The following is a 25,333-nucleotide window of genomic DNA, read 5'->3' as shown; positions in this document are numbered from 1 at the left end:
GCCGGCCACGCGTCAAGGCTTCCGAATCCCCCGAATCAGCAGCGTCCCGATCCGCCGCTTCCCCTCGGCAGGCGCAGGCAAGATCGTGGCCGTCACCTGGTCGAAACCGTGGGACTCGACCATCGTCGCCCACGTCTCCGGCGGGTAGTCCCACCGCTTGACCACTGCCGGGTCCTCGTCCGCTCCGCGCGGGATGTAGGACGCCTGACAGCCGTAGCAGCCCTCGACGGCGGGATGCTGCGACATGACGAACACGCCGCCTGGAACAAGGCGGCTGTGAACGGCGGGAAGCATGAGCCCGGGATCGGTGAAGTAGGCAGCTCCGAAGACGGAGTACACGGCGTCGAACGGCGCAGGCGAATCCGCAATGAAGGCCAGGGCGTCGCCCTGATGCAGTTCCATCCCGCTCAGGTCGGACCAACGCTCACGGGCCTTGCCGAGCTGAGCTGGGGACAGGTCCACGCCAACCGCCCGCATGCCTTGCGCGGCAAGGTGAGCCAGATTGCCCCCGGACCCGCAACCGACATCGAGAACCCGCTCGCCGACGGCGAGGGAGAGCAACTCGGCACCGGGCCCGTGGTCGGCATGCTGAGTCCAGTTGAACCACGTCGCCTCCCCCTTGGCGTTCGTCACACGGCGTTGGGGCTTGGACTGGGAGTAGGTGTCCCACGCGGCGCTACGACTGTCCGCCATCTGCTGGTCTCCACTCTGGCTCACGGCTGCAGCCGCCCGACATTTCTGCCGGACGGCCACCACTCTTGGGGGCTACTTGTTCACGGGGCTGTCGGTGCACCCAGCGTGGCACTGCGAGCAGTCCGCCGCGCCCGTGCCCGGCCAGAACTCGGCATCGACGGTGAAGCCGGCTGCCGTGATCGCGGCTGTCGTGGTCCTCATCGCAGTCCACCCCGCTTCGGGGTCCACACCTCCCTCGGAGTCGTCGGGGATGTGGTGGATGCAGTCGACCCCGAGCGCCCGGGAGAAGGCCAGGTACGGCACGGTGCGCTTGAGGAACCGGTGCCAGAACAGGTCCACACGCAGCGAGGGCGTCAGCGGGTCATCCGTGGTCGCGCTGGTCGCGCTGGTCGCGAGGAAGGCCACCATCTGGCTGACGCCGCGCCTGCCCATGTCGTCCGTGAGTTCGGGCCAGTCCTTCCGTACGTCTTGGATGAGCACGGCGCACACGTCCGGACCGATGAGGTTCAAGACCTCGGTCGGGTGTTCGTGGGTGATCGTCACGTCTCTTCCTTCCTGGACGGATGGTGCTTCAACGAGGGCTTGCAGCGCAGGCACTTGCACGGCGGCCATGCCGTGGAAACCTCAGAGGTGAACGTCGTTCCCCACTCATCAGTGGAGAAGGTGGCCTTCCTGCCCCAGGTCTGACCCGAGTCGCGAGATACGCGCACTGTCATTCCCTGGTTGTTGAACTCGCCTGCCACTCCCCACGCTCCCTGCTCGGCTACCTTGCGACGCCTAGATACTGCTCTTGGGAAGCGCGGCACAGCGACGACCCAACAGGCGTCACCCGGGTGTCCTTCGGCGGGACGTCAATGACACCCATAGGGGCGTCAATTGGGTGTCATTGGAGGCAAGTTCGGTCTAGCTTTGACGTCATGACGACGACCACCGCGGTGCCGAATGACGTGCTGCGGGCCGTGCGTATCGGCCTGCGCATGAGCCAGGACGACTTCGCCAAGGCCATCCGCCGGGCCGGCGCGGAACTCAGCGAGCCGAACGAGGCATCCAAGCGCCTGGTGCAACGCTGGGAGGCGGGGACCAGTAGAACTCCAAGGGGCGTGTACGCGAGGGCGTTGGAGCGGGTCACAGGGCGTCCGGTCGAGGCGTTGGGCTTCGCCCTGCCCGTGCCGATGATGAGAGTCCACCCGGACAAGGCAGGAGGGCATGACATGGACGCCGAAAGACCCGGGCGCATTTCTGCTGCCGCAGCCCCCGCTCAGGCAGCAGCCCAAGCGGGGGACGGAACGTTCTCCGGAGTGTGGCTCAGCCAGTACGAGTACTACTCCTCCAGCCGGGGTGAGACGTTCGAGGGCAAGCACTACGTCGTGCTGGTGCAGCACGGGAACCGGTTGACAGCCCAGAGCCTCCCGGGAGCGTCCAGCAACCCGGAGAGCCCTCTGACGCTGGACCTGACCGTGGACCGGAACGTGGTCACCGGATCATGGGTCGAGCAGACGGCAGCGGACGGGTACTACAACGGCGCCCGATACCACGGAGCCGTCCAACTGCTCGTGGAGCCGACCGGTCGGCGGATGGCCGGTAAGTGGGTGGGGTTCGGCAAGGACTTCGATGTGAACACCGGGCCGTGGGAACTGAGCCTGGTCGACCGGTCCACCAGCAAGGCCACCCTGGAGCGGTACAGCGGTCCGCCCGAGTGAGGCGCCTTCAGCTCGCCTCCGCCGGCTGCGGGGCAGGGCCGTCCCGGTTCAGGCGGCGGCCGTGAGTCGGGTGAAGGTGGTGCGGTAGGCGGTCGGGGTGAGGCCGGTGCGGCGGGTGATGTGGGCGCGGAGGGAGTCCGCGCTGCCCAGGCCGCTGGCTTCGGCGATCCGGTCCATCGGGAGGGTGGTCGTCTCCAGGAGTTCCTTGGCCCGTTCGATGCGCTGGTGCAGGAGCCACTGGAGCGGGCTCACCCCGCTCTCGGCGTGGAAGCGGCGGGTCAGGGTGCGCACGCTGACGCCCGCGTGCCGGGCCAGGTCGGTGAGCGTGAGCGGCTTGTCGAGGTTGCGCATGGCCCAGCCCCGGGTGTCCGCGCAGGCCGTGCCGCGCTCCACGGGCAGCGGGGTCTGGGTGAACTGGGTCTGGCCGCCGGGGCGCACCGGGGCGACCAGCGCCTGGCGGGCGACCGCGTTGGCGACGGCGGCGCCGTAGTCGGTGCGGATGATGTGCAGGCACAGGTCGATCCCGGCGGCGTACCCGGAGGACGTCATCACGTTGCCGTCCTGGACGTACAGGACGTCGCCCTTGAGGTCGAGCGCCGGATAGCGCCTGCGCAGCTCCTCGGCGAGTTCCCAGTACGTGGTGGCGCTGCGCCCGTCGAGCAGTCCTGCCTCGGCGAGCACGAAGGCGCCGCTGCAGATGGACGCCACGCGCACGCCCCGGGCCGCGGCGGCCGCCACGGCGCCCACCGTGCGCGGGTCCACCTCGTAGCGCTGCCCCGTCCCGGCGACCAGCACCGTGTCGGCGCCCTCGACCGCGTCGAGGCTCCGGCCCACGTGCAGGTCGAGGCCCCCGGTGGTGGCGACGGGGCCCGGCTCCGGGGTGCACACGACCACCTCGTAGCCGGGGCCGCCGTCGATCTCCACCTTGCCGAACAGCAGCTCCGGGATGGCCAGGTTGAACATGGACACGGGTGAGGGCGCGACGACGGCGACCCGGTGCAGCGGCATGGCCAGAACCTCCGGACGTATGGCATTCGGGCCACTACTGTACGCGGCACACACTCGCCAAGCTGGGGACATGTCTGCGAACCCCACACTTCAAGCACCGCCCGCCGGACGCGAGTTGACACCCAAGCCGCGCTCCTCCCCCGCCCTCACCCTGGGCGCCGCCCTGCTGGGCTTCGCCCTGATCACCCTGGACGCCTCCGTGGTGAACGTCGCGCTGCCCGCGATCGGCGGCGACCTCGGCGGCGGGATGTCCGGGCTGCAATGGGTGGTGGACGCCTACACCCTGGCGTTCGCCGCGCTGATGCTGTCGACCGGCGCGTTCGCGGACCGTGTCGGCTCGGCCAAGGCGTACGCACTGGGCACGGTCGTCTTCGCCCTGGCATCGGCGGCCTGCGGTCTCGCGCCGAGCCTCGGGGTGCTGATCGGCGCGCGGGTCGTGCAGGGCGTGGCGGCCGCGGTGGTGCTGCCCGCCTCGCTCGCCCTCGTCCGCCAGGCCTATCCGGAGCCGCGGCGCCGGGCCAGGGCGGTGGCGCTGTGGGCGGCGGGCGGCTCGGTGGCCGTCGCGCTCGGGCCGGTCGCGGGCGGCGCGCTGACCACGGTCTGGGACTGGCGGGGCATCTTCTTCATCAATCTGCCGCTCGGGCTGGCGGCCCTCGCCCTCACCGCCCGCGCCCCGCGCGCCGAGCGCCGCCCCGCGCCGCTCGACCTGCCGGGCCAGCTGGCGGCCGTCGTGGCCCTGGCCGCGCTCGCCTTCGCCGTGATCGAGCAGGGCGCGGTGGGGATGGCGGCGGGCGCCGTCGCGGTGGCCGCCGGGGTGGCGTTCTGGCTGATCGAGCGCCGCGTCGCGCATCCGGTGGTGCCGCTCGGGCTCTTCCGCAGCCGGGCGGTGGTCGTCGCCATCGGCGGGGGCGCGGCGGCCAGCGTGGCGTTCTACGGCGTCGTCTTCGTCTTCAGCCTGTACTTCCAGCGGGTAAGGGGCGCTTCCGCGCTGACGGCCGGGCTGATGTTCCTGCCGATGACGGTGCTGATCCCGGTGACCAACGTGCTGTCCGGGAAGCTGTCCAACCGGTACGGCCCGCGCGTGCCGATCCTGGCGGGGCAACTGCTGTCCCTGGCGGGCCTGTTGGTGCTGCTGCTCACCGACGGGCACACGCCTGCGCTGCTCGCGGCCTTCCTGCTGGTCCCGCTCGCGCTCGGCTGCGCCCTCTCGATACCGGCGCTGACCGCGGCCATGCTGGAGGCGCTGCCGCCGGAGCGGGCGGGGCTCGCGGCGGGGGTGCTCAATGCGGGGCGGCAGGTTGCGGGGGCGCTCAGCATCGCGGTGTTCGGCTCCCTCGTGGCGGGGCCGGCGGGGTTCGTGCCGGGGCTGCGGCTCAGCCTGCTGCTCGCGTGCGCGCTGTTCGCGGCGGCGGCGCTGGCCACGCTTCGCCTCCCGGCGCGGGGCTGAGGGGTTGCCGGGGCTCCGCCCCGGACCCCGGGATGCCCCACCCCGCCCCTTCCCGAAACCCTCCGGGGGTTGTGGACGGCTGAGGTTCAGGATCCTGGGGCTCCGCCCCAGACCCCGTTCGCACCTGAAGGGCGCTCGTCCTCAAACGCCGGACGGGCTGAGGTGGCCGCGACTGGGCACCCCGCCAAGGGCAAGCACCCAGGGGCGCGGGGAAGTGCGCGGGCAGCGAGCGCGGTCCGCGCCCGAACCGCGGAGCGGAGCCCTGCGGGGTCAGACTCCTGGGCCGGTTACTCGGCGGGGCAGCCCCAGCGGGTTGTCGTCGTGCAGCTCCGGCGGGAGCAGGGCCTGCGGGGTGCTCTGGTACGTGACCGGGCGCAGCCAGCGTTCCACGGCGGTGGCGCCCACCGACGTGGAGGTGGAGGTCGTCGCCGGATACGGCCCACCGTGATGCTGGGCGGGGGCGACCGCGACACCGGTGGGCCAGCCGTCCACCAGGACACGGCCCGCCAACTGGGTCAGCTCCGCCAGGAGTTGGGCACCGGCGCCCTCCCCGTCCGCCTCGGCGGAGGAGAGCTGGAGCGTGGCGGTCAGGTTGCCGGGCAACCGCGAGAGCACCGCGCCGATCTCCCAGGCGTCCGCGTACCGGGCGACGACCGTGACCGGCCCGAAGCACTCCTCCAGGAGCAGATCGTGCTCGCCCTCGGCCGCGAGCAGGGCCGCCGGCACGGTCAGGAAGCCGCCGCTCACCGTGTGCTCGCCGCCCGCGCCCGGCGTGACCGGGGCCTCGACTCCGGGCAGCGCCGCCCGCTCGGCGACCCCCGCCACGAACGCGTCGCGCATGCGGTGGTCGAGCATGACCCCGGCGTCGGTGTCGCTGACGGCCGCGGTGAGGGCCTTGAGCAGGGCGTCGCCCGCCGCACCCAGGGGCGCCAGCACGAAGCCGGGCTTGGTGCAGAACTGGCCCACCCCCATGGTCATCGAGGCGCCGAGCCCCGCCCCGATCCCCTCGCCCCGCTCCTCGGCGGCGGCCGCCGTCACCACGACGGGGTTGAGGGAGCCGAGCTCACCGTGGAAGGGGATGGGCACCGGACGCGACGCCGCCGCGTCGAACAGGGCCCGCCCGCCGCGCACCGAGCCGGTGAACCCGGCGGCCGACACCAGCGGATGGCGTACGAGCTCGACACCCGCGGTGAAGCCGTGCACGAGGACGACGACGTCCTCGGGCAGTCCCACCTGGACGGCCGCGCGGCGCAGCAGCGAGACACACAGCTCGGAGGTGGCCGGGTGGTCGGGGTGCGCCTTGACGACGACCGGACAGCCGGCCGCGAGCGCGCTCGCGGTGTCGCCGCCGGGCACGGAGAAGGCGAGCGGGAAGTTGGAGGCCGAGTAGACGGCGACGACCCCGAGCGGGATCTTGATCCGCCGCAGGTCCGGCCACGGCGGGGTCCGGGACGGGTCGGCGTGGTCGATCCGTATGTCGAGGAAGGCCCCCTCCTCGACCGCCTCGGCGAACGCCCTCAACTGGGCGGTGGTGCGGGCCAGTTCACCGGTGAGACGGACCGGACCGAGCGCCGTCTCGGCGTCGGCGGCCTCCACCACATGGCCGGCGGACGCGTCCAGGAGGTCGGCGGCGGCCCGCAGGAAGACGGCGCGTACGCTCAGGTCGGCCAGCGCCCCGAGCGTGGCACGGGCCGCCCGGACCGCCTGGTCGACCTCCTCGGGTGTGGCTTCGACCGCAACCTCTTCGCGCGGCTTCCCCGTTCGGGGGTCGACACTCCAGACTGGTGCTGCTGCGCTCACCGCGTTGTCCTTCCGCTGCCGGTCCGCTACTGCCGGTCCGCTACTGCCGCCCACCAGGACTTGTTCGGTATTCTGAACAGTGTTCCCGATGCTGAATAAGCTCAATATGCTGGGACTCTATTAACGGGCGTTCCGCCTTGGCAAGAAGCCTCGGCGAGAAGGAGCGGGGTGCTGGATGTCGGCTGCCGATGCGGGTGGAGCACAGGTCAAGTCCGCGGTGCGAACCGTGGAGTTGCTGGAGTATTTCGCAGGACGGCCCGGAATGCACTCCCTGGCCGCCGTGCAGGAGGCGGTCGGCTACCCCAAGTCCAGCCTCTACATGCTGCTCCGCACCCTGGTGGAGCTCGGCTGGGTGGAGACCGACGCGACCGGCACCCGGTACGGGATCGGGGTGCGGGCCCTGCTCGTCGGCACCTCCTACATCGACGGCGACGAGGTCGTGGCGGCGGCCCGCCCCACCCTCGACCGGCTCTCGGACGACACGACCGAGACGATCCACCTCGCCCGGCTCGACGGCACGAACGTCGTCTACCTCGCCACCCGCCAGTCCCAGCACTACCTGCGGCCCTTCACCCGCGTCGGCCGCAGGCTCCCGGCCCACTCCACCTCGCTCGGCAAGGCGCTGCTCGCCACCCACAGCGACGAGCAGGTGCGCAAGCTGCTGCCGGAGACGTTGCAGCAGCTCACCGAGCACACCATCACGGACCGCGAGAAGCTCATCGAGGAGCTGCACCTCGTGCGCGAGCAGGGGTACGCCGTGGACCGCGAGGAGAACACGCTGGGCCTGCGCTGCTTCGGCGTCGCGATCCCGTACCGCACCCCGGCCCGCGACGCGATCAGCTGCTCGGTACCGGTGGCGCGCCTGACCCCGGCCCACGAACAGACCGTCAAGGACGCCCTGTTCGACGCCCGGGACCGCCTGACCCTGGCCACCCGCCGCCTGTGACCCCACGGCCGAGCGGCGGGTGAGGCGCCTCCCCCGCGCGGCGGAGCCCCTCCCCCCGCAGCACGACGCCGGCGCCGCCCTCCGCGCGGGAGCGTGAGGGGCATGCCCCTCACCCAGGACACCCCCGGCCCCGCCCGCCGCATCCTCCGCGCGAGCGCCATCGCCGCCTGCCTCCCCTACATCGCCCTCAAGATCCTCTGGGCAGGCGGCAGCCACCTCGGCATCCCGGACGGCAGCGTCCTGCTGGAACACCGCGCCCGCACGGCCGTGGGCAACAGCGGATCCGTGCTCATGGACGGCTGCGTGATCGTCCTCGCCCTGTTGCTGACCCGCCCCTGGGGCCTGCGGGTCAAGGCGTGGCTGCTGGTGGTACCGATGTGGCTCGCGACCGGCCTGCTCGCGCCGGTCATGACCGGATACCCGCTCCAGCTCCTGGTCCGCGCGCTGGGCGGCAACGGCGTCAGGCCGCCGGACGACGGCAGCGCGGCCTTCCTCCACGAGTGGGTCTTCGCCGTCGTGTACACCGGATTCATCGTCCAAGGCATCGCCCTGGGCGCCCTGTTCACGCTGTACGCCCGCGACCGCTGGGGCCACCTGTGGAGCGGGCGGGTCGGCGAGGCGGTGAACGGCCCCGGCGCCGCCCCGCCCGCGTCGCGGCCCGTAGCCCTCGCCGTGGCGACCCTGTCGCTGCTGCCCGCGGTGACGCACACGGTGTGGGCGACGGGTTCGGCCGCGGGCATGACACCCTCCCTGGCCTCGGGGCGTGGCGCCGACCAGTACGTCCTGGAGGCGGTGTTCGCGGCGTTCACCGTGCCGGCCGCGGCCGGGGTCCTCATCCTCGCCCTCGGGTTCGGCGGGTCGCTGGCGCTGCGGGTGCCGCTGGCCCTGGCCTGGCTCGGCTCGGGCGCCACCGCCTGCTGGGGCGGCTGGCTCTGGCTCTCGTCCTCTGTGCTCGGCGCCGGAGCGGCGGACCGGCCCACCCCGTTGATGAACCTCACCTACGCTGTGCAGATGATCACCGGTCTGGCCGTGGCCGCCCTCGGCGCCCGCTTCCTCGCAGCGCGCTCCCGGCGCCCGGACAGCCCCGCCGGCACCCCGTGATACGTACCCTCTTCGACGCCAGGGCCCGGCTCCGCTGGGTCCATCTCGTCATCGGCGGCGCCCTGTTGATGCCGTACTTCCTGGTCGGCACGGTCGTCGTCGGCGCGTTCGGCCCGGGTGTCAGCCCCTTCGATTCGTTCCCGCTCGCGTTCGTCACGTTCGCCGTCTCGCTCCCGTTCCCCGCCGTCACCGCGCTGGTGCCGATCGCGCGGCCGCTGCTCGTGTTCGGCGTACGGACGCTGTGCGCCGTGGACCCCGGGACCCTCGCCGACCGGCCCGCCCGCTCGTGGGACGCCCGGCTGCGCGCCGCCGCCTGGTACACGCTGCACGTCGGCGTCGGCGGGATCCTGAGCGGGATGAGCCTGGCGCTGCCGCCGTTCGCGGTGTTCCTGATCGTGCTGCCGGCCTTCCCCGGCCTGCGCTCCACCCCGTACGGTGCCACCCGGCCGCTCGCCACCGACTGGGGCGTCGCGCTCGCGCCGCTCGCCGGGATCACGGTGCTGCTCGGGCTCGCGGCCTGCTCGGCGGCGGCCGGGGCGCTGCTCGCCCGGCTCGCGCCGGTCCTGCTCGGGCCCACGCCCGCCGACCGGCTGGCCGCCGCCGAGCAGCGCGCGGCGGAGCTGGCCGTACGCAACCGGCTCGCCCGGGAGCTGCACGATGCGGTGGGTCACGCCCTGAGCGCGGTGACCCTCCAGGCCGGTGCCGCCCGCCGGGTCCTGGACGACGACCGGGAGTTCGTACGGGAGGCGCTGACCGCCATCGAGGAGACCGCCCGGCGCACGGTGGACGAACTCGACGCCGTGCTCGGCCTGTTGCGCCAGGACGACACCGACCTCGCCACGCCCGGACTCGCCGGGCTCGGGGAGCTGGTGGCCCGCACCGGCCTGGAGGTGGCGTACGTCTCGCAGGGCGATCCGGCGTCCGTGCCCGAGCTGGTCTCGCGTGAGGCGTACCGGATCGTGCAGGAGGGGCTGAGCAACGCCGTCCGGCACGGCAGCGGCGCTCGGGCCGTGACCCTGCGTGTGTCCATGGGCGGTGGGGAGTTGGAGATCCTGATGGAGAACCCCGTGTCGGGCGCGACGCCCGTGGTGCGCCCCGGCGGCGGCCGTGGTCTGCGCGGCATGGCCGAACGGGCCGCCCTGCTCGGCGGCCGCGTCACGGCGGGCCCCGAGGGGGGTGCCTGGAGGCTCCGCGTGAGCCTTCCGCTCGGCGGCGGCCGATGACCGCCGCGCGCCACGACCGGCGATCGGCGGTACGCGATGACCGGCGCACGACACGACGGACGATCGGGGGAACGCGATGAACGACACGATCCGGGTGGTGATCGCCGACGACGAGCGCATGGTGCGTACCGCGCTGCGGGTGATCCTCGACGCCGAGCCCGATTTGGAGGTCGTCGGCGAGGCGGCCACCGGCGCCGAGGCGCTTCCCCTCGTGCGGACCACCCGCCCCGACGTGGTCCTGATGGACGTCCGGATGCCCGAGATCGACGGTATCCGCGCCACGGAACAGATCCTGTCGGCCATGGCGGCGCCGCCCAGGATCGTCGTGGTGACGACGTTCGAGAACGACAGCTACGTGTACGACGCGCTGCGCGTGGGAGCCTCGGGTTTCCTGCTGAAGCGGGCCGCCGCCGAGGAGCTGATCCAGGCGGTCCGTCTGGTGGCGCGCGGCGATTCGCTGCTGTTCCCGTCCCGGCTGCGCGCGCTGGCCGCACGGCACTCCCCCGCGTCGCTCACCGCTCCGTGGGCGGCTCGTCTTACCGAGCGGGAGGCGGAGGTGCTGCGGCTGATGACGGCGGGGCTCACCAACGCCGAGATCGCCGGGCGGATGGGTGTGGGCCCCGCCACGGTGAAGACCCATGTCGCCTCGGTCCTCGCCAAGACGGGTACCCGCGACCGCACCCAGGCGGTGATCGCGGCGTACGAATCCGGGTTCGTGCGGCCCCTGGGGTGAGCGCCGCACCGATGAAGGTTTCCTGAGAAACCGGCGCGGCAGGAACTCGGCACTCCGGCCCGCCCGTCTTGCGTATGGGATGAACAAGACAATCAGGCGCGCCTCGGTCTTCTGTCTGCTGATGGTGCTCGCCCTCCTCGGTCGAGCCACCTATGTGCAGTACTACAAAGGCCAGGCCCTCGCGGACGACAAGCTGAACCGGCGGAACACCATCGCGGAGTACTCGCAGCCGCTCGGGGACATCATCGTGGCCGGATCCCCGGTCACCGGCTCGGAAAGGACGAAGAGCGGCGACCTCGCCTACCAGCGCAGCTACAAGGACGGGCCGCTGTACGCGCCCGTCACCGGCTTCGCGTCGCAGGTGTACGGGTCGACCCAGCTGGAGGGGATCTACTCGAAGATCCTCGACGGCAGCGATCTGCGCATGCAGAGCCCCTTCGACGCGCTCACCCGGCAGCGCGCACCCGGCGGCGACGTCCTGACGACCATCGACCCGGCCGTGCAGAAGGCGGGATACCAGGCGCTCGGCGACAAGGAGGGCGCGGCGGTCGCGATGGACCCGAAGACCGGGCGCGTCCTCGGCATGGTGTCCACCCCCTCGTTCGATCCGTCGAAGATCGCGGGGTCCTCGTCGGCCGCCGGCGACGCCTGGAAGCAGCTGTCCGACGACAAGAGCCAGCCGATGCTCAACCGGGCGCTGCGCCAGCCGCTGGCGCCGGGCTCCACCTTCAAACTGGTGGTGGCCTCGGCGGCGCTGGAGAACGGGCTCTATCCGGACATCGACGCCAGGACCGACAGCCCCAATCCGTACCGGATGCCGGGCACGACGACGGACCTGCGCAACGAGTCGGCGTCCGCGCCGTGCGCGAACGCCTCGATCCGCACGGCGCTCGAATACTCCTGCAACAACGTGTTCGGCAAGATGGCCGTCGATCTGGGCCAGGACAAGGTGCGGGCGATGGCCGAGAAGTTCGGCTTCAACGACGCCGAGCTGGACATCCCGGTGCGCGCCTCGGCGAGTGTGTATCCGAAGAACATGAACGCGTCGTCCACGGCCCTGTCGGGCATCGGCCAGTTCGATGTGACCGCGACACCGATGCAGATGGCCATGGTGTCGGCCGCCATTGCCAACGACGGCGTGCTGTCGTCGCCGCACATGGTGTCCAAGGTGACCGACGCCAAGGGGAACACGCTCCAGTCGTACGCCGACTCCGACGGCGAGAGGATCATGTCGTCGAAGACGGCGCGGGCGATGTACAGCGCGATGATCTCGGTGGTCACCGACGGCACGGCGTCCAACGCGAAGACGCCCGGCCTCGAAGTCGGCGCCAAGACGGGCACGGCCCAGCACGGAGTGGACAACTCCAAGAAGCCGTACGCCTGGTTCACCTCGTTCGCCAAGGACCCGAAGTCCGGCAAGGAGGTCGCGGTCGCCGTGGTCATCCAGGACTCCGACGCCGAGCGCTCCGAGGTCAGCGGCAACGGGCTCGCGGGCCCCGTCGCGCAGGCCATGATGAAGGCCGCGCTGGCCGCGCAGTGATCCACCGGGGCGCGCACGACGGTGTGCGCCCCGGGCCGGACCGCCGGCCGCGTGTTACGGCAGGAAGTACATCGGGTTCGGGATCTTGTACGTGTTGTCCGCGTAGCCGCCCGAGAGGTCGGTGTACTGGTCGCCGAGGTTGGCGACGATGTTGTAGCCGAGCGACTCGATGTGCTTGCGGGTGCCCGCCTTGTAGTCGACGGTCGAGCAGGTCCAGGTGGGCTTGGCGCAGCTCAGGTACGCCGGCGGGTTGGCCTTGTCCTTGAGGAAGAAGTGCGCGGCGTCGACCGGCACGGCGTAGCCCGCCTTGGTCAGGTTGACGGCGCTCGCGTTGCGCTGGGAGGCGTCGCGGCCGGTGAGGAAGAAGACCGTGACGCCGTTCTTGGCGGCGTAGTTGACGAGGTCCGGCATGCCGAACACGGCGATCGACTGCGCGCTCTGGACGTAGGCGTCGAAGGCGGCGGCGTTGTAGGCGAAGCCGTTCTTCTTCTCGTAGTCGTACGTCAGGAGCGTCGTGTCGTCGACGTCGAGCACGATGGCGGGCTTACGGCCGTCCCGCCTGGGGTGCTCGGCGGCGTGCTTGATCTGACGCTTGGCGCGCGCCTCGATGCCGGCGACCTGCTTGGCGTAGTTGCTCTTGGGCGAGGCCTGGTAGGCCCCGGAGGCGTCCACCGCGCCGCCGTAGTAGGCGTTGATCTTGTCTTCGACCTTGGTGATGTTCGGGATCTCGCGGTCCGACTTCGGCGTGGCGTTGTCGGCGGAGGCCGCGCCGACGCCGTAGAAGGCGGCACCGGTCAGCGAGAGGGCAGCGGTCGTCGCCGCGGCTTTGGTGAGAATGCGCATGGCCGCTTGTCTACGCGCATCACACGCGCCCCGCCAGGGGAAATGCCGAAATCTTTGCCGCACTGTGTCCTTGACGGGGTTTCACGGCGCATCGTGGTGTACGCGTCCGGCCGGAGAGCGGGTCCGCCGCTCCGCACGGGCATCGCGGACGGGGTGCGGCGCCGCCCTTGTGGTCGCGGGGCGGCTGTTCCTGTCGCCGCGCCGCGAGCCGGCTACCCCACCGCGCCGGACTTCCGCACCCGCTCCAGATCCACGTCCGACGCCAACCCCGCGTGGTACAGGCGCAGTTGAGTGGCTCCGTGTTCCGCGGCGCGGGCGGCGTCGTCCGCCAGCGCCTCCGGCCGGCCGCCCATCCCGGAGACCACGGTGAGGTTCGCCGCGAGCACGGCGTGCGGCGTCCGCGGGGCCGCGCTCGCCGCGAACGGGTCCAGCAGGCCCGGACCGGCCGTGCAGGGCACCACGACGCCGTCCGCCACGCCGAGGATGTGCGCCGGGTCGACGCCCACGTTGGCCCCGCACCGGTCGGGCCGGGGATCGGCGTGGAGGAGCACCTGGAACCCGGCGCGGGCCCGAGCCCGCACCGCGGCGACGGCCGACTCCTGGAGCTCCCGGGCGGCGCGCGCCCGGAAGGCCAGCGTGGCCGCGAGCAGCTCCGCGCCCGGGTGCCCGACCGGACCGCCCCGCCACACCGGATCGAGCGCCCATCGCACCCTGGCCCTCAACTCGGCCAGTTTCAGGCCGACTTGGGCGTATCCCTGCTCACAGGAGGCGCAGAAGCACAGCGACATCAGGTACTGCGCGGTGTCGTCGAGCGGCACTCCCGCGATCTTGTCGTGGGCGTGCAGATGGGCGAGCCCGTACCAGCCGCAGGATTCGAGTTCGGTGCCCGATGCGCCGGGGCGGACCGCCGCCTCCGCGGCGAGGGCGACGAGATGGCCGCGGACCCGGGGTTGGGCGATGCACGGGGCCCAGGGGTAGCGGTCGCCGTACGCGTTGAGCACGGAGGTCTCGGGGTGGTCCGCACCGAGCCGGGAGCTGTGGGCGAGCACCACCCAGGAGTGGACATCGAGGCCGGCCGCCGCCAGCGCGTCGGCGGCCCGGCCGAAGGCGTCGCCCGGCGCCCAGGGACCGGCGGCATGGGGACGCAACTCCCTTTCCCGCCAGTACAGTTCGCCCGGCGGGTACAGCAGGGCCGCGTGTTCGGCCGTGACGACGCGATGGCGGGGGTGGCGGGGCGTCAGGGCGCGGGTGGAGTGGTAGGCGGAGGCGAGCGTCACCTGGCCGATGCCCAGGTCGGCGATGCGGGCCGGGGCGTCCGGATCGCCCACGACGTCCCAGGGGTAGAGGAACGCGGAGGTCTTCACGCGGCGGGCGTCCCGTCGGCCGGCGTCCCGTCCGGCCCGGCCGTGTGCAGCAGCGCCCGGCCGGCTTCGACGAGCGCGGCCAGCTGCTCGACGTGACCGGGGTCCGGTGCGCTCAGCGGGGGCCGCACCTCGCCGACGTCGAGACCGCCGAGCCGCACGCCCGCCTTGACCAGCGAGACGGCGTATCCGCGGCCCTGGTTGCGCAGCTCCACGAGCGGCACGAAGAACCCGTCGAGGAGCCGGTTGGCGAGCGCGTCGTCGCCCGATTCTAGGGCTTGGTGGAAGGCGAGCGCGATGTCGGGCGCGAAGCAGAAGACGGCCGACGAGTAGAGCGTGATGCCGATGCCCCGGTAGGCGAGTCCGGTGAGTTCGGCGGTGGGCAGGCCGTTGAAGTACAGCGGGTCGAGCCCCGCCGAGCGTACGGCGCTGACGATGCGCTGCATGAGGTCGAGGTCGCCCAGGCCGTCCTTGAAGCCGATGATCCCTTCGACGCGGGCGAGGGCGACGGCGGTCTCGGGGGTGAGGACGGCGTTGTCCCGCTGGTAGACGATGAGGTCGAGCCGGGTCGACGCGGCCAGCTCGGTGTAGTGGCCGAGCAGCCCTGCCTGGTCGGCGACGACGAGGTAGGGCGGCATCGCGAGCAGCCCGTCGGCGCCGGCCTCCTCGGCGAGCCGGGCGTACTGGACGGCGAGGGCGGTGCCGTATCCGGCGCCGGCCACCACGGGGACCCGCCCCGCGCTCTCCTCGACGGCGGCCTCGACACAGGCCCGGAACTCCTGCGGGGTCAGGGCGTGGAACTCCCCCGTGCCGCAGCAGGCGAACACAGCGGCGGCGCCGGCCTCGACGCCCTGCCTCACATGGACACGGAAGACGTCGAGGTCGAGGCTGCCGTCCGGTGCGTACGCGGTCACCGGGAAGAACAGCGGACCGCTGACATGGGTGAGACGGGCGGCGAGCGGGGCTGAGGTCACGGGTTGCTCCCTGGACAAGGGCCGTCGTGCACAGTTCTGACTGATGTCTATATTTCTGAACGATGCCACGCTAAGCCCGCCGCCAGGCGGGGGTCAAGCCGAACAGCCCCGGGACTCGGGCGAATTGAACCGCGGCGCGCGTCGCTTGACGCGGTTCGGGCGCGCTCCTTAGCGTGTCCATGCATGTGAACCATGTCCATGGATGCATCAGGTCGATGGGGCCGGTGCTCCGTCCGGACCGCCCCGAACCCCCGAGGAGAGCCCATGCCCGCACCCCGCACCGTCCTGCTCACCGGCGCCGCCGGCGGGCTCGGCACCCTGATGCGCGGGCTCCTCCCGGCCTACGGGTACCGGCTCAGGCTCCTCGACATGGCGCCGGTCCCCGGTGAACCGGACGCGATCACCGCCGACCTCGCGGACAGGGACGCGCTGCGCGACGCCGTCCGCGGCGCCGACGCCGTCCTCCACCTCGCGGGGATCTCCCTCGAAGCCTCCTTCGACAAGATCCTGCGGGCCAACATCGAGGGCACGTACAACCTGTACGAGGCCGCGCGCGAGGAGGGCGTGGGACGCGTCGTGTTCGCCTCCTCCAACCACGCGGTCGGCTTCACCCCCCGGCCGCGGCACGACGACCCGCTGATCCCGGTCACCACCGCGCACCGCCCCGACACCTTCTACGGCCTGTCGAAGGCCTTCGGGGAGGATCTCGCCCAGTTCTACTGGGACAAGCACGGCCTGGAGACCGTCTCGGTCCGCATCGGGTCCTGCTTCGCCGAGCCGACCTCCGTACGGATGCTGTCGATGTGGCTGAGTCCGCAGGACGGCGCCCGCCTCTTCCACGCCGCGCTCACCGCCGAGCGCGTCGGACACAGCGTGGTGTACGGGTCCTCCGCCAACACCCGCCTGTGGTGGGACCTTTCGTCGGCGCGGGCGCTCGGCTACGCGCCGCGGGACGACTCCGAGCCGTACGCGGCCGGGCTCATCGCCGCGCAGGGCGAACTCGACCCGGACAGGCCCGACCACGCCCGCCTCGGCGGCCACTTCGTCACCGACCCGCCGGTCTGGCCGCACTGAGGGGGCCGGGACACCCGAGCGGGACGAGGGCCGCCGCGACATTCGGGTGAGGTTCAAGGAACCGTAAAGCGGCGCCGCTCGTTCCCGGGGCATGACCGCAATGACCCCCGGCTCGAACCTCCCGCTCCCGACCGCCCGCGTGACGGTGGACGTCACCGCTCCCGTGCGGCTGGACGTCTCGGGCCTGCTGCTCACCGCCGACGGCAAGGTGCGCTCGGACGACGACTTCATCTTCTACAACCAGCCGCAGGGCCCCGGCGTCACCCACCGCTCCGGCGGCGGCACCGGGCCCGACGCGATCACGGTGGACACGTCCGCGGTGCCGGCGGGCATCGAGAAGATCGTGGTGACCGCGAGTCCGGACGCGGCGGGCCAGAGCTTCCAGGGCATCGAGCCCACCGCCACCCTGCGCAACGGCGACGACGGCAGCGTGATCGCCACCTTCACACCGCCCCGGCTCGGCACCGAGACGGCCCTCGTGGTCATGGAGATCTACCTGCGCGGCGGCGCGTGGAAGGCCCGAGCGGTGGGCCAGGGGTACGCCAACGGCCTCGCCGGGATCGCCACCGACTTCGGCGTCACGGTCGAGGAGCCCGCAGCGCCCGCCGCCGCGCCCGCCCCGGCTCCCCCCATGCCGTCCGCACCCCCGGCCGACCCGCGCGTCGCCGCCCCGGCGCCGCAGGCCGCCGCCGCTCCCGCTCCCGCCGGCGCCCCCGCGGGCAGCGGGAAGATCAACCTCGACAAGGGCCGCGTCAGCCTCCAGAAGAACCAGACGGTCTCCCTGGTCAAGGGCGGCCGCCCGCTGCTCTCCCAGGTCAAGATGGGCCTCGGCTGGGAGCCGGCCTTCCGCGGCAAGGACATCGACCTGGACGCGTCGGTGATCGCCTACGGTCCGCAGCGCAACCACCTGGACACCTGCTACTTCGGCAAGCTGTCCATCCTGAACGGCGCGATCAAGCACTCCGGCGACAACCTGACGGGCGAGGGCGCGGGCGACGACGAGGTGATCGTGGTCGACCTGGGCCGCATCCCCGCCGAGGCCACCGGGCTGGTCTTCATCGTCAACTCCTTCACGGGCCAGAAGTTCACCGAGGTCGCCAAGGCGTACTGCCGCCTGATCGACGCGTCGAGCGGCGCGGAGCTGGTCCGGTTCGACCTGACCGGGGCGGAGCCGCAGACCGGGGTGATCATGGCTAAGTTGATCAAGCAGTTCTCCGGCGAGTGGGAGATGACCGCGGTCGGCTCCTTCGTGAAGTCCCGCACGGCCCGCGGCATGGTCAAGCCGTCGGCGGAGGCGCTGTAGGCCCCTCCGTACCGACGGCGCGGGCGCGGCAGTCACCCCGACCCCTACCTGGCCGGCTGTGGGAACCCCACAACACCGTCCGGACAAATCGCTGCGTCCGCGCCCTCCCGGCGGCCCGTTCCTGCTGACAGGGTCGAGAGCATGAGTGATCTTGGAGAAGTACTCGTCACCGGACTCGGCGCGATCACCCCGCTCGGCGCGGACACCGCCACCACCTGGGCGGCGATGCTGGCCGGCGCGTCCGGGGTCGGCCCGATCGACGACCGGTGGAAGGCCGGTCTCCCGGTGGGCGTGGCCGCCGCGCTGCCCGTCGACCCGGCCACCCTGCTCGCCCGTGTCGAGGCCCGCAAGCTTGATCGTTGTGAACAACTCGCGATGATCGGCTCACGCGAGGCGTGGCGGGACGCGGGCGCGCCCGCCGTCGCGCCGGAGCGGCTCGCCGTGGTGATCGGCACCGGCACCGGCGGCGTCCTCACCACGCTGGGCCAGGACGACACCTTCGAGGAGAGCGGGGCCCGCAGGCTCTCCCCGTACGCCGTGCCGATGCTCATGCCGAACGGCCCTGCCGCCTGGGTCTCCATGGAACTGGGCGCGCGGGGCGGGGCCCGCACACCGGTCAGCGCCTGTGCCTCCGGCGCCGAGGCGATCGCGATGGGGCTCGACCTGATCCGCGCGGGGCGGGCCGATGTGGTGGTGGCCGGCGGCACCGAAGCCTGTCTGCACCCGTTCACGATCGCCGCGTTCGCGCAGATGAAGGCGTTGTCGACCGAGGACAAGGATCCGGCCGCCGTGTCCCGCCCCTTCGACACGGACCGCAGCGGTTTCGTGATGGGCGAGGGCGCGGGCGTCCTCGTTCTGGAGCGGGCCGGGTTCGCGCGGGCCCGGCGGGCGCGGGTGTACGGCTCGGTGGCGGGGGCGGCCGTCACGTCCAGCGCCGACCACATCACCGCGTCGGACGTGGCCGGTCAGGTCCGGGCGATCGAATCGGCGCTGCGGGACGCCGAGTTGGCCCCCGCGGACATCGGCGTGGTGCACGCCCACGCCACCTCCACGCCCTCGGGCGACCTCGCCGAGGCGCAGGCGGTGGCCACGGCGCTCGGCACGCGTCCCGTGGTCACGGCCACCAAGTCGATGACCGGCCACATGCTCGGCGCGTCCGGCGCGGTGGGCGCGATCGCCACGCTGCTGGCGCTGCGCGACGGCACGGTGCCGGCCACCCGCAACCTGGACCGCCTCGACCCGGCGGTCACCCTCGACGTGGTCGCGGGAGAGAACCGCACGGGGTCCTGGGACGCCGCGCTCGCCAACTCCTTCGGGTTCGGCGGCCACAACGTGAGCCTCGTCCTGGCCCGCGCCTGAGGAGGCGGCGGCCCGGCCCCGGGCCGTCCGCCAGGCCCGGGGGCGGGCCGGGGCCTCAGCCGTGCGGCCAGGGCCAGGCGGCGGAGCGCCCTGCTTCGAGGAGCGGCACCATACGGAACGCCGCGTCGGTGAGGCCCGCGAACACATGGCGGTTGGCCGTGCCCGACGGGCCGTGTCCCGCCCGGTACCCCGCGAGGTTCCAGGTGTAGACCGGGACCTGCGCCGGCACCTGCTCGGTCGGGCCGCCGTGGCGGTGGTGCGAGGCCTGCTCGTCCGTCACGATCAGCACCCTGTCGTGGCCCCGGTAGTGGGTGCGGACCGCTTCGGTGGTGTTGGTGCCGCCCAGGTCGCCGAAGCGCCCGAGGACCTTCAGGACGGACTCGCCCGCCCGGTACCTCACCGGTGCGCTGCTGGATCCGAACTGCACGAGGTCCGCGGCCTCCGCGCGCAGCGCGAGGGCCGTGCCGAAGATCGCGGCGGCGTCCGCCCGGTTGAGCTCGGAGCGCTCCGAGAGCGGCGACCACATGGAGCCCGAGCGGTCGACGAGGATCAGGGTGCGCCCGCCGAGCGCGGGCACGTTGGCGAGGGAGTGGCCGAGCGCCCGCTCCAGCGGGTAGGCCCAGCGCAGCGACGGCGCGTGCCGGTACGCGGCGAGGTAGCGGAACGGGAACTGCCGTGACCGAGCGACGACTTCGGGGTCGGCGAGCCTCGCCGCCACCTGCGCGGCGACCTCGTCGCAGACGCCCGCCTCGTCGAAGTTGCGCAGGTTGCGCACGAGCGCCATCGCGCCCATCGACGGGATGACCGCCTCCCAGGCCTCCTTCTCCATCGGCCCCTGGAGCCAGCCCGCGAGCGCCTCCCAGGTCAGCCCGGCCTCGGCGAGCCGCTCGGCGCCGTCGGGCGCGCGCACGACCGCGCGGCGCTCCTCGACCGGGAGCGCCATCAGCGCCCGGTGCGCGGTGAGCACCCGGTCGCCTGCGGGCGGCCGCGCCGTGCCCGGGTTGTGCCGGCGGTCGAGCGCGTACCGGAACAGCTCGCCCTGCCACGGCTTGTCGGGGTCGGGCGCCGCGTGCACCAGGTTGAGGATGTCGCCGAAGCGGTACCCCTTGGACGCGGTGTCGTACTTGAGCAGCGACGTGCCGGTGTAGAGGCGGCGTACCGCGTCGGCGATCCCGCGCTTCACGGGCTTGGGCACCGTGCGGCCGTACGTCGAGGTCCAGTATCCGAGCAGTTCACCGGGCTCGTCGGGGCGCCGCAGCACCGAGGCGACGACCTGTCGGTTGGCGGGGCCGCTCTCGGCGCCCGCGTCGAGGCGTGCCTTCACGTACTCGGCGGCGCCGACGATCGACGCGGTACGCATCCCGCCCTCGCCGCGCAGCCAGCCGAGCAGGCCCGCGGTCCACTCGGCGTCCTCCACGGCGAGCCGGCGCACGAGCGCCGCGAACCGGTCGTCGCGGTCGGCGCCGCTCTCGTAGAACGCCTGCTGGGCAACGAAGTTGGCAACGGCGAGGAGGAACAGCTCCGACCTGGCGTCGCGCAGGTGGCCGGGGCCGCCCTGGTGGGTGCGGACGACCGCGCCGGTGGTGGCGAGCGGGGACGAGGCGGGCGCCTTGGCGGCGCGCGTGTTGAACCGAGCCATGGTGAATGGCCTCCCGAGATCGAGGTCGGCAACGGCGGGTTTCGTGGGAAGAAGGAGCCGTGGCCTGCGCACCGGGAGGTGCGTGAGCGAACGAAGTGTGGGTGTCCAGAGATCAGGGCGGCGGAACCGACAGTGGTGCTCTGCCCCTGAGCTACACCGGCACGATCAGAGCCGGCGGCGGGATTCGAACCCGCGACCTCCCCGTTAACAGTGGAAGTAGGTCCTGCCTGCGCACCTGGACAAGAACGACCATAGGCGCGGGGCGCGGAAGCGCGCCAAGTGTTTTTCGGGCACCGCCCGTTCGCACACCGCCCGTTCGCACGGCACCCGTCCGTACGCCGCCCGTCCGCACGCAACCGCCCGGCGGCCGAGTGGCCGCCGGGCGGTGGGGAGCGTACGGGTCCGGCGGCGGGGCCGGGACCGGTCAGGCGCGGGAGCGGGCCTTGAAGGCCGCCTTGCGGGCCTCCTTGGCGGTGGACTTGTCCGGGTGGAGGCGGCCCATCGCCTCCAGGACGTCGGCGGTCGCCGGGTGGTCGACCCGCCAGGCCGAGTCGAAGAACCCGCTGTGCCGGCCGACGAGGCCCTCCACGAGGTCCTGGAGCTCCTCCAGGTCGCCCTCCACCGCGAGTTGGGCGGCGATGGTGTCGATGGCCAGCCAGAAGATCATGGTCTCGGAGGGCGGCGGCACGTCGGGAGCGCCGCGCTCGGCGAGCCAGACCCGGGCGAGGCCGCCCAGTTCGGGATCGGGCAGCACCTCGCGCACGGCGGGCTCCGCGGCGGCGCCGGTCAGCGCGAGGGCCTGCTGGCAGTGGAGCCTGCGCAGCGGGCCGCCCGCGTCGCCGCCCCGGGCCGCGGCGAGCAACTCACCGGCCGCTTCGGCCGGTTCGCGCCGGCTGAGCCACTGCTCGGTCTCGGCGCGGGCCGACACCTCGGGGAAGAAGGCGATGCCGTCGAGCAGCGCGTCGGCACCCTTGCCCGCCAGGTCGCCGACGGCCGGGGCGTCCACACCGGCCTCCAGCATCCGGGCGCGCACGCCGTACAGGCCGAGCGGGGTCAGGCGGACCATGCCGTAGCGCGACACGTCCTCGTCGTCGACGGGCGGGGCCGGCTCGTCGCCCACCTCGGCCATCAGGGCCTCGTCGACGGGCTCGTACTCGACGAGGCCGATCGGCTCCAGGAGCCGGAACTGGTCGTCGAGGCGCATCATCGCGTCGGAGACCTGCTCCAGGATGTCGTCGGTGGGCTCCCCCATGTCGTCGGGGACGATCATCGACGCGGCGAGCGCGGGCAGCGGCACGGGGCCCTCGGCGGTACCGCCCTCGCTGACGGTCAGCAGGTACAGATTGCCGAGCACACCCTCCAGGAACTCGGCCTCCTCCTCCGGGTCCCATTCGAGGCGCTCGAAGTCGATCTCGCCGTCCTCGCCGACCAGGTCCGCGAAGTCGTCGATCATCGGGGCGGTGGCGTCGGCGAAGACCACGTCGAAGGCGTCGGCCCAGATCGCGAGGACGTCCTGGGGCGAGCCGGTGGTGAGCACCGCGAGGTTGTCGCCGGCGGACGCGGTGCCCTCGGCGTCCTCGTCGCCGCCCTCGGCGTCCTCGATGTCGACGAGCCCGGTGTCGACGGCGACCCGCCAGGCCTCGCTCGCGTAGGCCGCACCGTCCTGGTCGTCGGCCAGGCCCAGTTCGGCGGCGGCCGCCGGCAACTGCTCCTCGACGAGTTCGCCGCCGGCCCCGACCCGGGTTTCGGGTCCGGCCCAGCGGGCGAGCCGCACCGCGCGGGCGAGCAGCGGGGCGGACAGCGCGTCCCGCGCCAGCTCCGCCTCGGAGTTCAGCCGTACCGGCGGCAGGGTGGGGCGGTCTCCGGACATCTGGGGGTACTCCTCGGCCGTACGGTCTGGGGGCTCTGGACGCGCCGGTCGGCGCTGATCGAGCGGCACCCAGCGTAGACGCATTTCACCGGGTTTCGTTGCGCCGGCCGTGCGCACCCGGCGCGGACCCGGCCGAGGGCGCCCGGCACCGGCGGCCGTCGCGCCCCGGCCCCAAGACTTCACCTACTCGTCGGTAATCAGCCACCGGGAACCCTTGACAACTCCCCTCTCCAGACAAGAGATTGACGCGCGTAGAACCGCACCGCCGCACAGACCGTTTCCCTCATCACCCACGGAGTTCCTGAATGCCCGTTCCGAGAACCGCCGCCGTGTCCGCCGTGGTCGCCGCGGCCCTCGCCGCCGGCCTGGTCTGCGCCGCCTCCTCGCAGGCCGCCCCGGCCGCCGCCCCCGTACCGGCGAAGATCCATGACATCCAGGGCACCACCCGGATATCCCCGCTCGCCGGCCAGCAGGTCACCGGCGTGACCGGCGTCGTCACCGGTGTGCGTGCCTACGGTTCGTCCAAGGGCTTCTGGTTCCAGGACACCGCCCCCGACAAGAACCCCGCCACCAGCGAGGGCGTCTTCGTCTTCACCGGCTCCAACCCGACCGTCGCCGTGGGCGACGCGGTGGAGGTCTCCGCGACCGTCTCGGAGTTCGTACCCGGCGGTCTGTCCTCGGGCAACCAGTCGGTGACCGAGCTGTCCAAGCCGACCGTCACGGTCGTCTCCTCGGGCAACGCCGTCCCGGCCCCGGTCGTCATCACCTCCCGTACCGTGCCCGACCGCTACACGCCCGACGGCGACCCGGCGGCCGGCAACAGCGTCAACGGCCTGGCGCTCCGGCCCAAGAAGTACGCCACGGACTACTACGAGTCCCTGGAGGGCATGAACGTCCGCATCGGCACCTCGCGGGTGGTCGGCGCCACCGACCCGTACTCCGAGCTGTGGGTGACGGTGAAGCCGCAGGAGAACCGGACCGCGCGCGGCGGCTCGCTGTACTCGTCGTACGACGACCAGAACACCGGCCGCCTCCAGATCCAGAGCCTGATCCCGACGGCCCAGCAGGCCTTCCCCACCGCGAACGTGGGCGACACCCTGACCGGGACCACCGAAGGCCCCCTGGACTTCAACCAGTTCGGCGGCTACACCATCACCGCGCGCACCCTCGGCACGGTCAAGGACAACGGCCTCAAGCGCGAGGTCACCCGCAAGCAGCGCACCGGGGAGCTGGCGGTCGCCACGTACAACGTGGAGAACCTGGACCCGACCGACCCGCAGTCGAAGTTCGACGCGCTGGCGCAGGGCGTGGTGACCAACCTCGCCTCTCCGGACATCGTGGCCCTGGAGGAGATCCAGGACAACAACGGCGCGAAGAACGACGGCACCGTGGACGCCTCGGCGACCGTGAAGAAGTTCACGGACGCGATCGTCGCGGCGGGCGGCCCCGCCTACCAGTGGCGTTCGATCGACCCGGAGAACAACAAGGACGGCGGCGAGCCCGGCGGCAACATCCGCCAGGGCTTCCTGTTCAACCCGGCGCGGGTCTCCTTCACCGACCGCCCCGGCGGCGACTACAAGACCGCCGTCGGCGTCACCGGCACCAAGGGCCACCCGGCCCTGACCCTCTCGCCCGGCCGCATCGACCCGTCCAACGCGGCCTGGGACGACAGCCGCAAGCCGCTGGCCGGGGAGTTCGTGTTCAAGGGCAGGACGGTCTTCGTGATCGCCAACCACTTCGCCTCGAAGGGCGGCGACGAGGGCCTGGTCTCGCAGCACCAGCCGGTGCCGCGCTCCTCGGAGACCAAGCGGCTCCAGCAGGCGCAGGCCGTCAACGCCTTCGTCAAGCAGCTGCTCGCGGTCGACAAGCACGCGGACGTCCTGGCCGTCGGCGACATCAACGACTTCGACTTCTCGGGCACGACCAAGGCCCTCGAAGCCGGCGGCGCGCTGCGCTCGGCCTACCGGACGCTGCCGAAGAAGGAGCGCTACTCCTACGTCTACCAGGGCAACACCCAGGTCCTCGACCAGGTCCTGACCAGCCCCGCGATCCGTGGCTTCGACTACGACAGCGTGCACATCAACGCGGAGTTCGCCAACCAGACGAGCGACCACGACCCGCAGATCATCCGCTTCCACCCGTAGCGGCGACGGCCGGCCGGGGAGGCGCGATGCCTTCCCGGCCGGCCCGGCGCGGTCCCAACCGGCGCCGCTCCAGAGCCGGTTGATAGCGTGCGGCGCCATGACGATCACCCCGAACGACCGTGTCACCGTGATTCCGGCCGACTACGCCGACCTGCTGACCCGACCCCTCTTCGTCCACCTCGCCACCAAGGGCCCGAACGGCGTCCCGCACGTCAACCCCGTGTGGCAGGTCTGGGACGGGGAGTTCCTGCGCTTCACCACGACCACCACGCGCCGCAAGTACAAGAACGTGGTGGCCGACCCCAAGGTCTCCCTCTCGGTCAACGACCCCGACCGGCCCTACCGCTACCTGGAGGTCCGGGGCACCATCGAGCGGATCGAGCCCGACCCGACGGGCGCCTTCTTCGACGTCCTGGCCAAGCGGTACGGCCTGGAGTACGAGGGCCCGCTGGACGACGCCGAGCACCGCGTCGTCCTCGTGATGCGCCCGGAACGCACCACGCGCCAGTAACCCCGGGGGCACCCCCTGACCCCCACCCCCACTCTTCAGCGCCACTACGGAATCCCGGGACAAA

General features: G+C 72.4%; 21 protein-coding genes. 12 read left to right on the top strand and 9 right to left on the bottom strand.

The genetic code is table 11. The features are described from left to right. Positions 1 to 12 precede the first annotated feature (12 nt). Complete coding sequence (locus OOJ98_RS07750; protein WP_267053877.1) at positions 13 to 693, bottom strand: bifunctional 2-polyprenyl-6-hydroxyphenol methylase/3-demethylubiquinol 3-O-methyltransferase UbiG; 681 nt, start codon at positions 691 to 693, stop codon at positions 13 to 15. Positions 694 to 765: 72 nt separating this feature from the next. Continuing rightward, on the bottom strand, positions 766 to 1,236 hold the full coding sequence (locus OOJ98_RS07745) for a hypothetical protein (RefSeq protein WP_267053876.1): 471 nt from the start codon (positions 1,234 to 1,236) through the stop codon (positions 766 to 768). Positions 1,237 to 1,610: 374 nt separating this feature from the next. Between OOJ98_RS07745 and OOJ98_RS07740 the strand changes: the two genes are divergently transcribed. Beyond that, entirely contained in the window at positions 1,611 to 2,393 is a 783-nt protein-coding gene (locus OOJ98_RS07740; RefSeq protein ID WP_267053875.1) for a DNA-binding transcriptional regulator, read from the top strand. Positions 2,394 to 2,441: 48 nt separating this feature from the next. Here OOJ98_RS07740 and OOJ98_RS07735 read toward each other — a convergent pair whose 3' ends face one another. Further along, positions 2,442 to 3,401 (bottom strand): GlxA family transcriptional regulator, encoded by a 960-nt coding sequence (locus OOJ98_RS07735; protein WP_267053874.1) that lies wholly within the window; start codon positions 3,399 to 3,401, stop codon positions 2,442 to 2,444. A 70-nt stretch (positions 3,402 to 3,471) separates the two neighbouring features. Here OOJ98_RS07735 and OOJ98_RS07730 point away from each other — a divergent pair, with 70 nt between their 5' ends. After that, positions 3,472 to 4,848, top strand: a complete 1,377-nt coding sequence (locus OOJ98_RS07730; RefSeq protein WP_267053873.1) for an MFS transporter — start codon at positions 3,472 to 3,474, stop codon at positions 4,846 to 4,848. Positions 4,849 to 5,118: 270 nt separating this feature from the next. Here the strand turns inward: OOJ98_RS07730 and OOJ98_RS07725 are convergent, their stop codons facing one another. Further along, complete coding sequence (locus OOJ98_RS07725; RefSeq protein WP_267053872.1) at positions 5,119 to 6,648, bottom strand: aldehyde dehydrogenase (NADP(+)); 1,530 nt, start codon at positions 6,646 to 6,648, stop codon at positions 5,119 to 5,121. A 175-nt stretch (positions 6,649 to 6,823) separates the two neighbouring features. Between OOJ98_RS07725 and OOJ98_RS07720 the strand changes: the two genes are divergently transcribed. From OOJ98_RS07720 to OOJ98_RS07700, 5 genes are all read left to right on the top strand, one after another. After that, a complete protein-coding gene (locus OOJ98_RS07720) occupies positions 6,824 to 7,594 on the top strand; it encodes an IclR family transcriptional regulator (protein ID WP_267053871.1) in 771 nt (256 codons plus the stop codon). A gap of 102 nt (positions 7,595 to 7,696) precedes the next feature. Beyond that, positions 7,697 to 8,695, top strand: coding sequence for a hypothetical protein (locus tag OOJ98_RS07715; RefSeq protein WP_267053870.1), 999 nt, complete (start codon positions 7,697 to 7,699; stop codon positions 8,693 to 8,695). Continuing rightward, a complete protein-coding gene (locus OOJ98_RS07710; protein WP_267053869.1) occupies positions 8,692 to 9,918 on the top strand; it encodes a sensor histidine kinase in 1,227 nt (408 codons plus the stop codon). Before OOJ98_RS07715 ends, OOJ98_RS07710 begins: the two co-directional genes overlap by 4 nt. Positions 9,919 to 9,994: 76 nt before the next feature. After that, positions 9,995 to 10,651 carry a response regulator transcription factor gene (locus OOJ98_RS07705; RefSeq protein WP_267053868.1) on the top strand — a complete coding sequence of 219 codons (657 nt, stop codon included), beginning with the start codon at positions 9,995 to 9,997 and terminating at the stop codon, positions 10,649 to 10,651. A 79-nt stretch (positions 10,652 to 10,730) separates the two neighbouring features. Further along, positions 10,731 to 12,191, top strand: coding sequence for a penicillin-binding protein 2 (locus tag OOJ98_RS07700; RefSeq protein ID WP_267053867.1), 1,461 nt, complete (start codon positions 10,731 to 10,733; stop codon positions 12,189 to 12,191). Between the two features lie 54 nt (positions 12,192 to 12,245). On the opposite strand, the gene OOJ98_RS07695 is transcribed toward OOJ98_RS07700, so the two are convergent. From OOJ98_RS07695 to OOJ98_RS07685, 3 genes are all read right to left on the bottom strand, one after another. Beyond that, positions 12,246 to 13,034: an HAD family acid phosphatase gene (locus tag OOJ98_RS07695; protein WP_267053866.1), complete on the bottom strand. Its 789-nt coding sequence runs from the start codon at positions 13,032 to 13,034 to the stop codon at positions 12,246 to 12,248. Positions 13,035 to 13,246: 212 nt separating this feature from the next. After that, positions 13,247 to 14,398 (bottom strand): hypothetical protein, encoded by a 1,152-nt coding sequence (locus OOJ98_RS07690; RefSeq protein ID WP_267053865.1) that lies wholly within the window; start codon positions 14,396 to 14,398, stop codon positions 13,247 to 13,249. After that, on the bottom strand, positions 14,395 to 15,369 hold the full coding sequence (locus OOJ98_RS07685; RefSeq protein WP_267053864.1) for a 5-dehydro-4-deoxyglucarate dehydratase: 975 nt from the start codon (positions 15,367 to 15,369) through the stop codon (positions 14,395 to 14,397). The genes OOJ98_RS07690 and OOJ98_RS07685 overlap by 4 nt, the downstream gene beginning before the upstream one ends. Positions 15,370 to 15,633: 264 nt before the next feature. Between OOJ98_RS07685 and OOJ98_RS07680 the strand changes: the two genes are divergently transcribed. From OOJ98_RS07680 to OOJ98_RS07670, 3 genes are all read left to right on the top strand, one after another. Further along, on the top strand, positions 15,634 to 16,443 hold the full coding sequence (locus OOJ98_RS07680) for an NAD(P)-dependent oxidoreductase (protein WP_267053863.1): 810 nt from the start codon (positions 15,634 to 15,636) through the stop codon (positions 16,441 to 16,443). Between the two features lie 91 nt (positions 16,444 to 16,534). Next, positions 16,535 to 17,746: a TerD family protein gene (locus OOJ98_RS07675; RefSeq protein ID WP_267053862.1), complete on the top strand. Its 1,212-nt coding sequence runs from the start codon at positions 16,535 to 16,537 to the stop codon at positions 17,744 to 17,746. Between the two features lie 141 nt (positions 17,747 to 17,887). Then, complete coding sequence (locus OOJ98_RS07670) at positions 17,888 to 19,105, top strand: beta-ketoacyl synthase (RefSeq protein ID WP_267053861.1); 1,218 nt, start codon at positions 17,888 to 17,890, stop codon at positions 19,103 to 19,105. Positions 19,106 to 19,160: 55 nt separating this feature from the next. Here the strand turns inward: OOJ98_RS07670 and OOJ98_RS07665 are convergent, their stop codons facing one another. After that, positions 19,161 to 20,744: a TROVE domain-containing protein gene (locus tag OOJ98_RS07665; protein WP_267053860.1), complete on the bottom strand. Its 1,584-nt coding sequence runs from the start codon at positions 20,742 to 20,744 to the stop codon at positions 19,161 to 19,163. Between the two features lie 424 nt (positions 20,745 to 21,168). Further along, entirely contained in the window at positions 21,169 to 22,614 is a 1,446-nt protein-coding gene (locus OOJ98_RS07660; protein ID WP_267053859.1) for a hypothetical protein, read from the bottom strand. A 305-nt stretch (positions 22,615 to 22,919) separates the two neighbouring features. On the opposite strand from OOJ98_RS07660, the gene OOJ98_RS07655 reads away from it, so the two are divergent. Together OOJ98_RS07655 and OOJ98_RS07650 are read left to right on the top strand one after the other, a co-directional pair. Further along, positions 22,920 to 24,758 carry an endonuclease/exonuclease/phosphatase family protein gene (locus OOJ98_RS07655; RefSeq protein ID WP_267053858.1) on the top strand — a complete coding sequence of 613 codons (1,839 nt, stop codon included), beginning with the start codon at positions 22,920 to 22,922 and terminating at the stop codon, positions 24,756 to 24,758. A 97-nt stretch (positions 24,759 to 24,855) separates the two neighbouring features. Then, positions 24,856 to 25,269: a PPOX class F420-dependent oxidoreductase gene (locus OOJ98_RS07650; protein ID WP_267053857.1), complete on the top strand. Its 414-nt coding sequence runs from the start codon at positions 24,856 to 24,858 to the stop codon at positions 25,267 to 25,269. Positions 25,270 to 25,333 lie beyond the last annotated feature (64 nt).

The sequence above is a fragment of the Streptomyces sp. NBC_00083 genome, assembly GCF_026343295.1.
In the GTDB taxonomy this organism is placed as follows: Bacteria; Actinomycetota; Actinomycetes; order Streptomycetales; family Streptomycetaceae; genus Streptomyces.
This window is presented reverse-complemented; position numbering and strand designations above follow the sequence as displayed.

Coding starts and splice junctions, on each gene's coding strand:
- OOJ98_RS07675 (WP_267053862.1), top strand. CDS start 16,535: ATGACCGCAATGACCCCCGGCTCGAACCTCCCGCTCCCGACCGCCCGC.
- OOJ98_RS07705 (WP_267053868.1), top strand. CDS start 9,995: ATGAACGACACGATCCGGGTGGTGATCGCCGACGACGAGCGCATGGTG.
- OOJ98_RS07680 (WP_267053863.1), top strand. CDS start 15,634: ATGCCCGCACCCCGCACCGTCCTGCTCACCGGCGCCGCCGGCGGGCTC.
- OOJ98_RS07740 (WP_267053875.1), top strand. CDS start 1,611: ATGACGACGACCACCGCGGTGCCGAATGACGTGCTGCGGGCCGTGCGT.
- OOJ98_RS07665 (WP_267053860.1), bottom strand. CDS start 20,744: ATGGCTCGGTTCAACACGCGCGCCGCCAAGGCGCCCGCCTCGTCCCCG.
- OOJ98_RS07715 (WP_267053870.1), top strand. CDS start 7,697: ATGCCCCTCACCCAGGACACCCCCGGCCCCGCCCGCCGCATCCTCCGC.
- OOJ98_RS07670 (WP_267053861.1), top strand. CDS start 17,888: ATGAGTGATCTTGGAGAAGTACTCGTCACCGGACTCGGCGCGATCACC.
- OOJ98_RS07750 (WP_267053877.1), bottom strand. CDS start 693: ATGGCGGACAGTCGTAGCGCCGCGTGGGACACCTACTCCCAGTCCAAG.
- OOJ98_RS07700 (WP_267053867.1), top strand. CDS start 10,731: ATGAACAAGACAATCAGGCGCGCCTCGGTCTTCTGTCTGCTGATGGTG.
- OOJ98_RS07655 (WP_267053858.1), top strand. CDS start 22,920: ATGCCCGTTCCGAGAACCGCCGCCGTGTCCGCCGTGGTCGCCGCGGCC.
- OOJ98_RS07735 (WP_267053874.1), bottom strand. CDS start 3,401: ATGCCGCTGCACCGGGTCGCCGTCGTCGCGCCCTCACCCGTGTCCATG.
- OOJ98_RS07720 (WP_267053871.1), top strand. CDS start 6,824: ATGTCGGCTGCCGATGCGGGTGGAGCACAGGTCAAGTCCGCGGTGCGA.
- OOJ98_RS07730 (WP_267053873.1), top strand. CDS start 3,472: ATGTCTGCGAACCCCACACTTCAAGCACCGCCCGCCGGACGCGAGTTG.
- OOJ98_RS07695 (WP_267053866.1), bottom strand. CDS start 13,034: ATGCGCATTCTCACCAAAGCCGCGGCGACGACCGCTGCCCTCTCGCTG.
- OOJ98_RS07660 (WP_267053859.1), bottom strand. CDS start 22,614: ATGTCCGGAGACCGCCCCACCCTGCCGCCGGTACGGCTGAACTCCGAG.
- OOJ98_RS07650 (WP_267053857.1), top strand. CDS start 24,856: ATGACGATCACCCCGAACGACCGTGTCACCGTGATTCCGGCCGACTAC.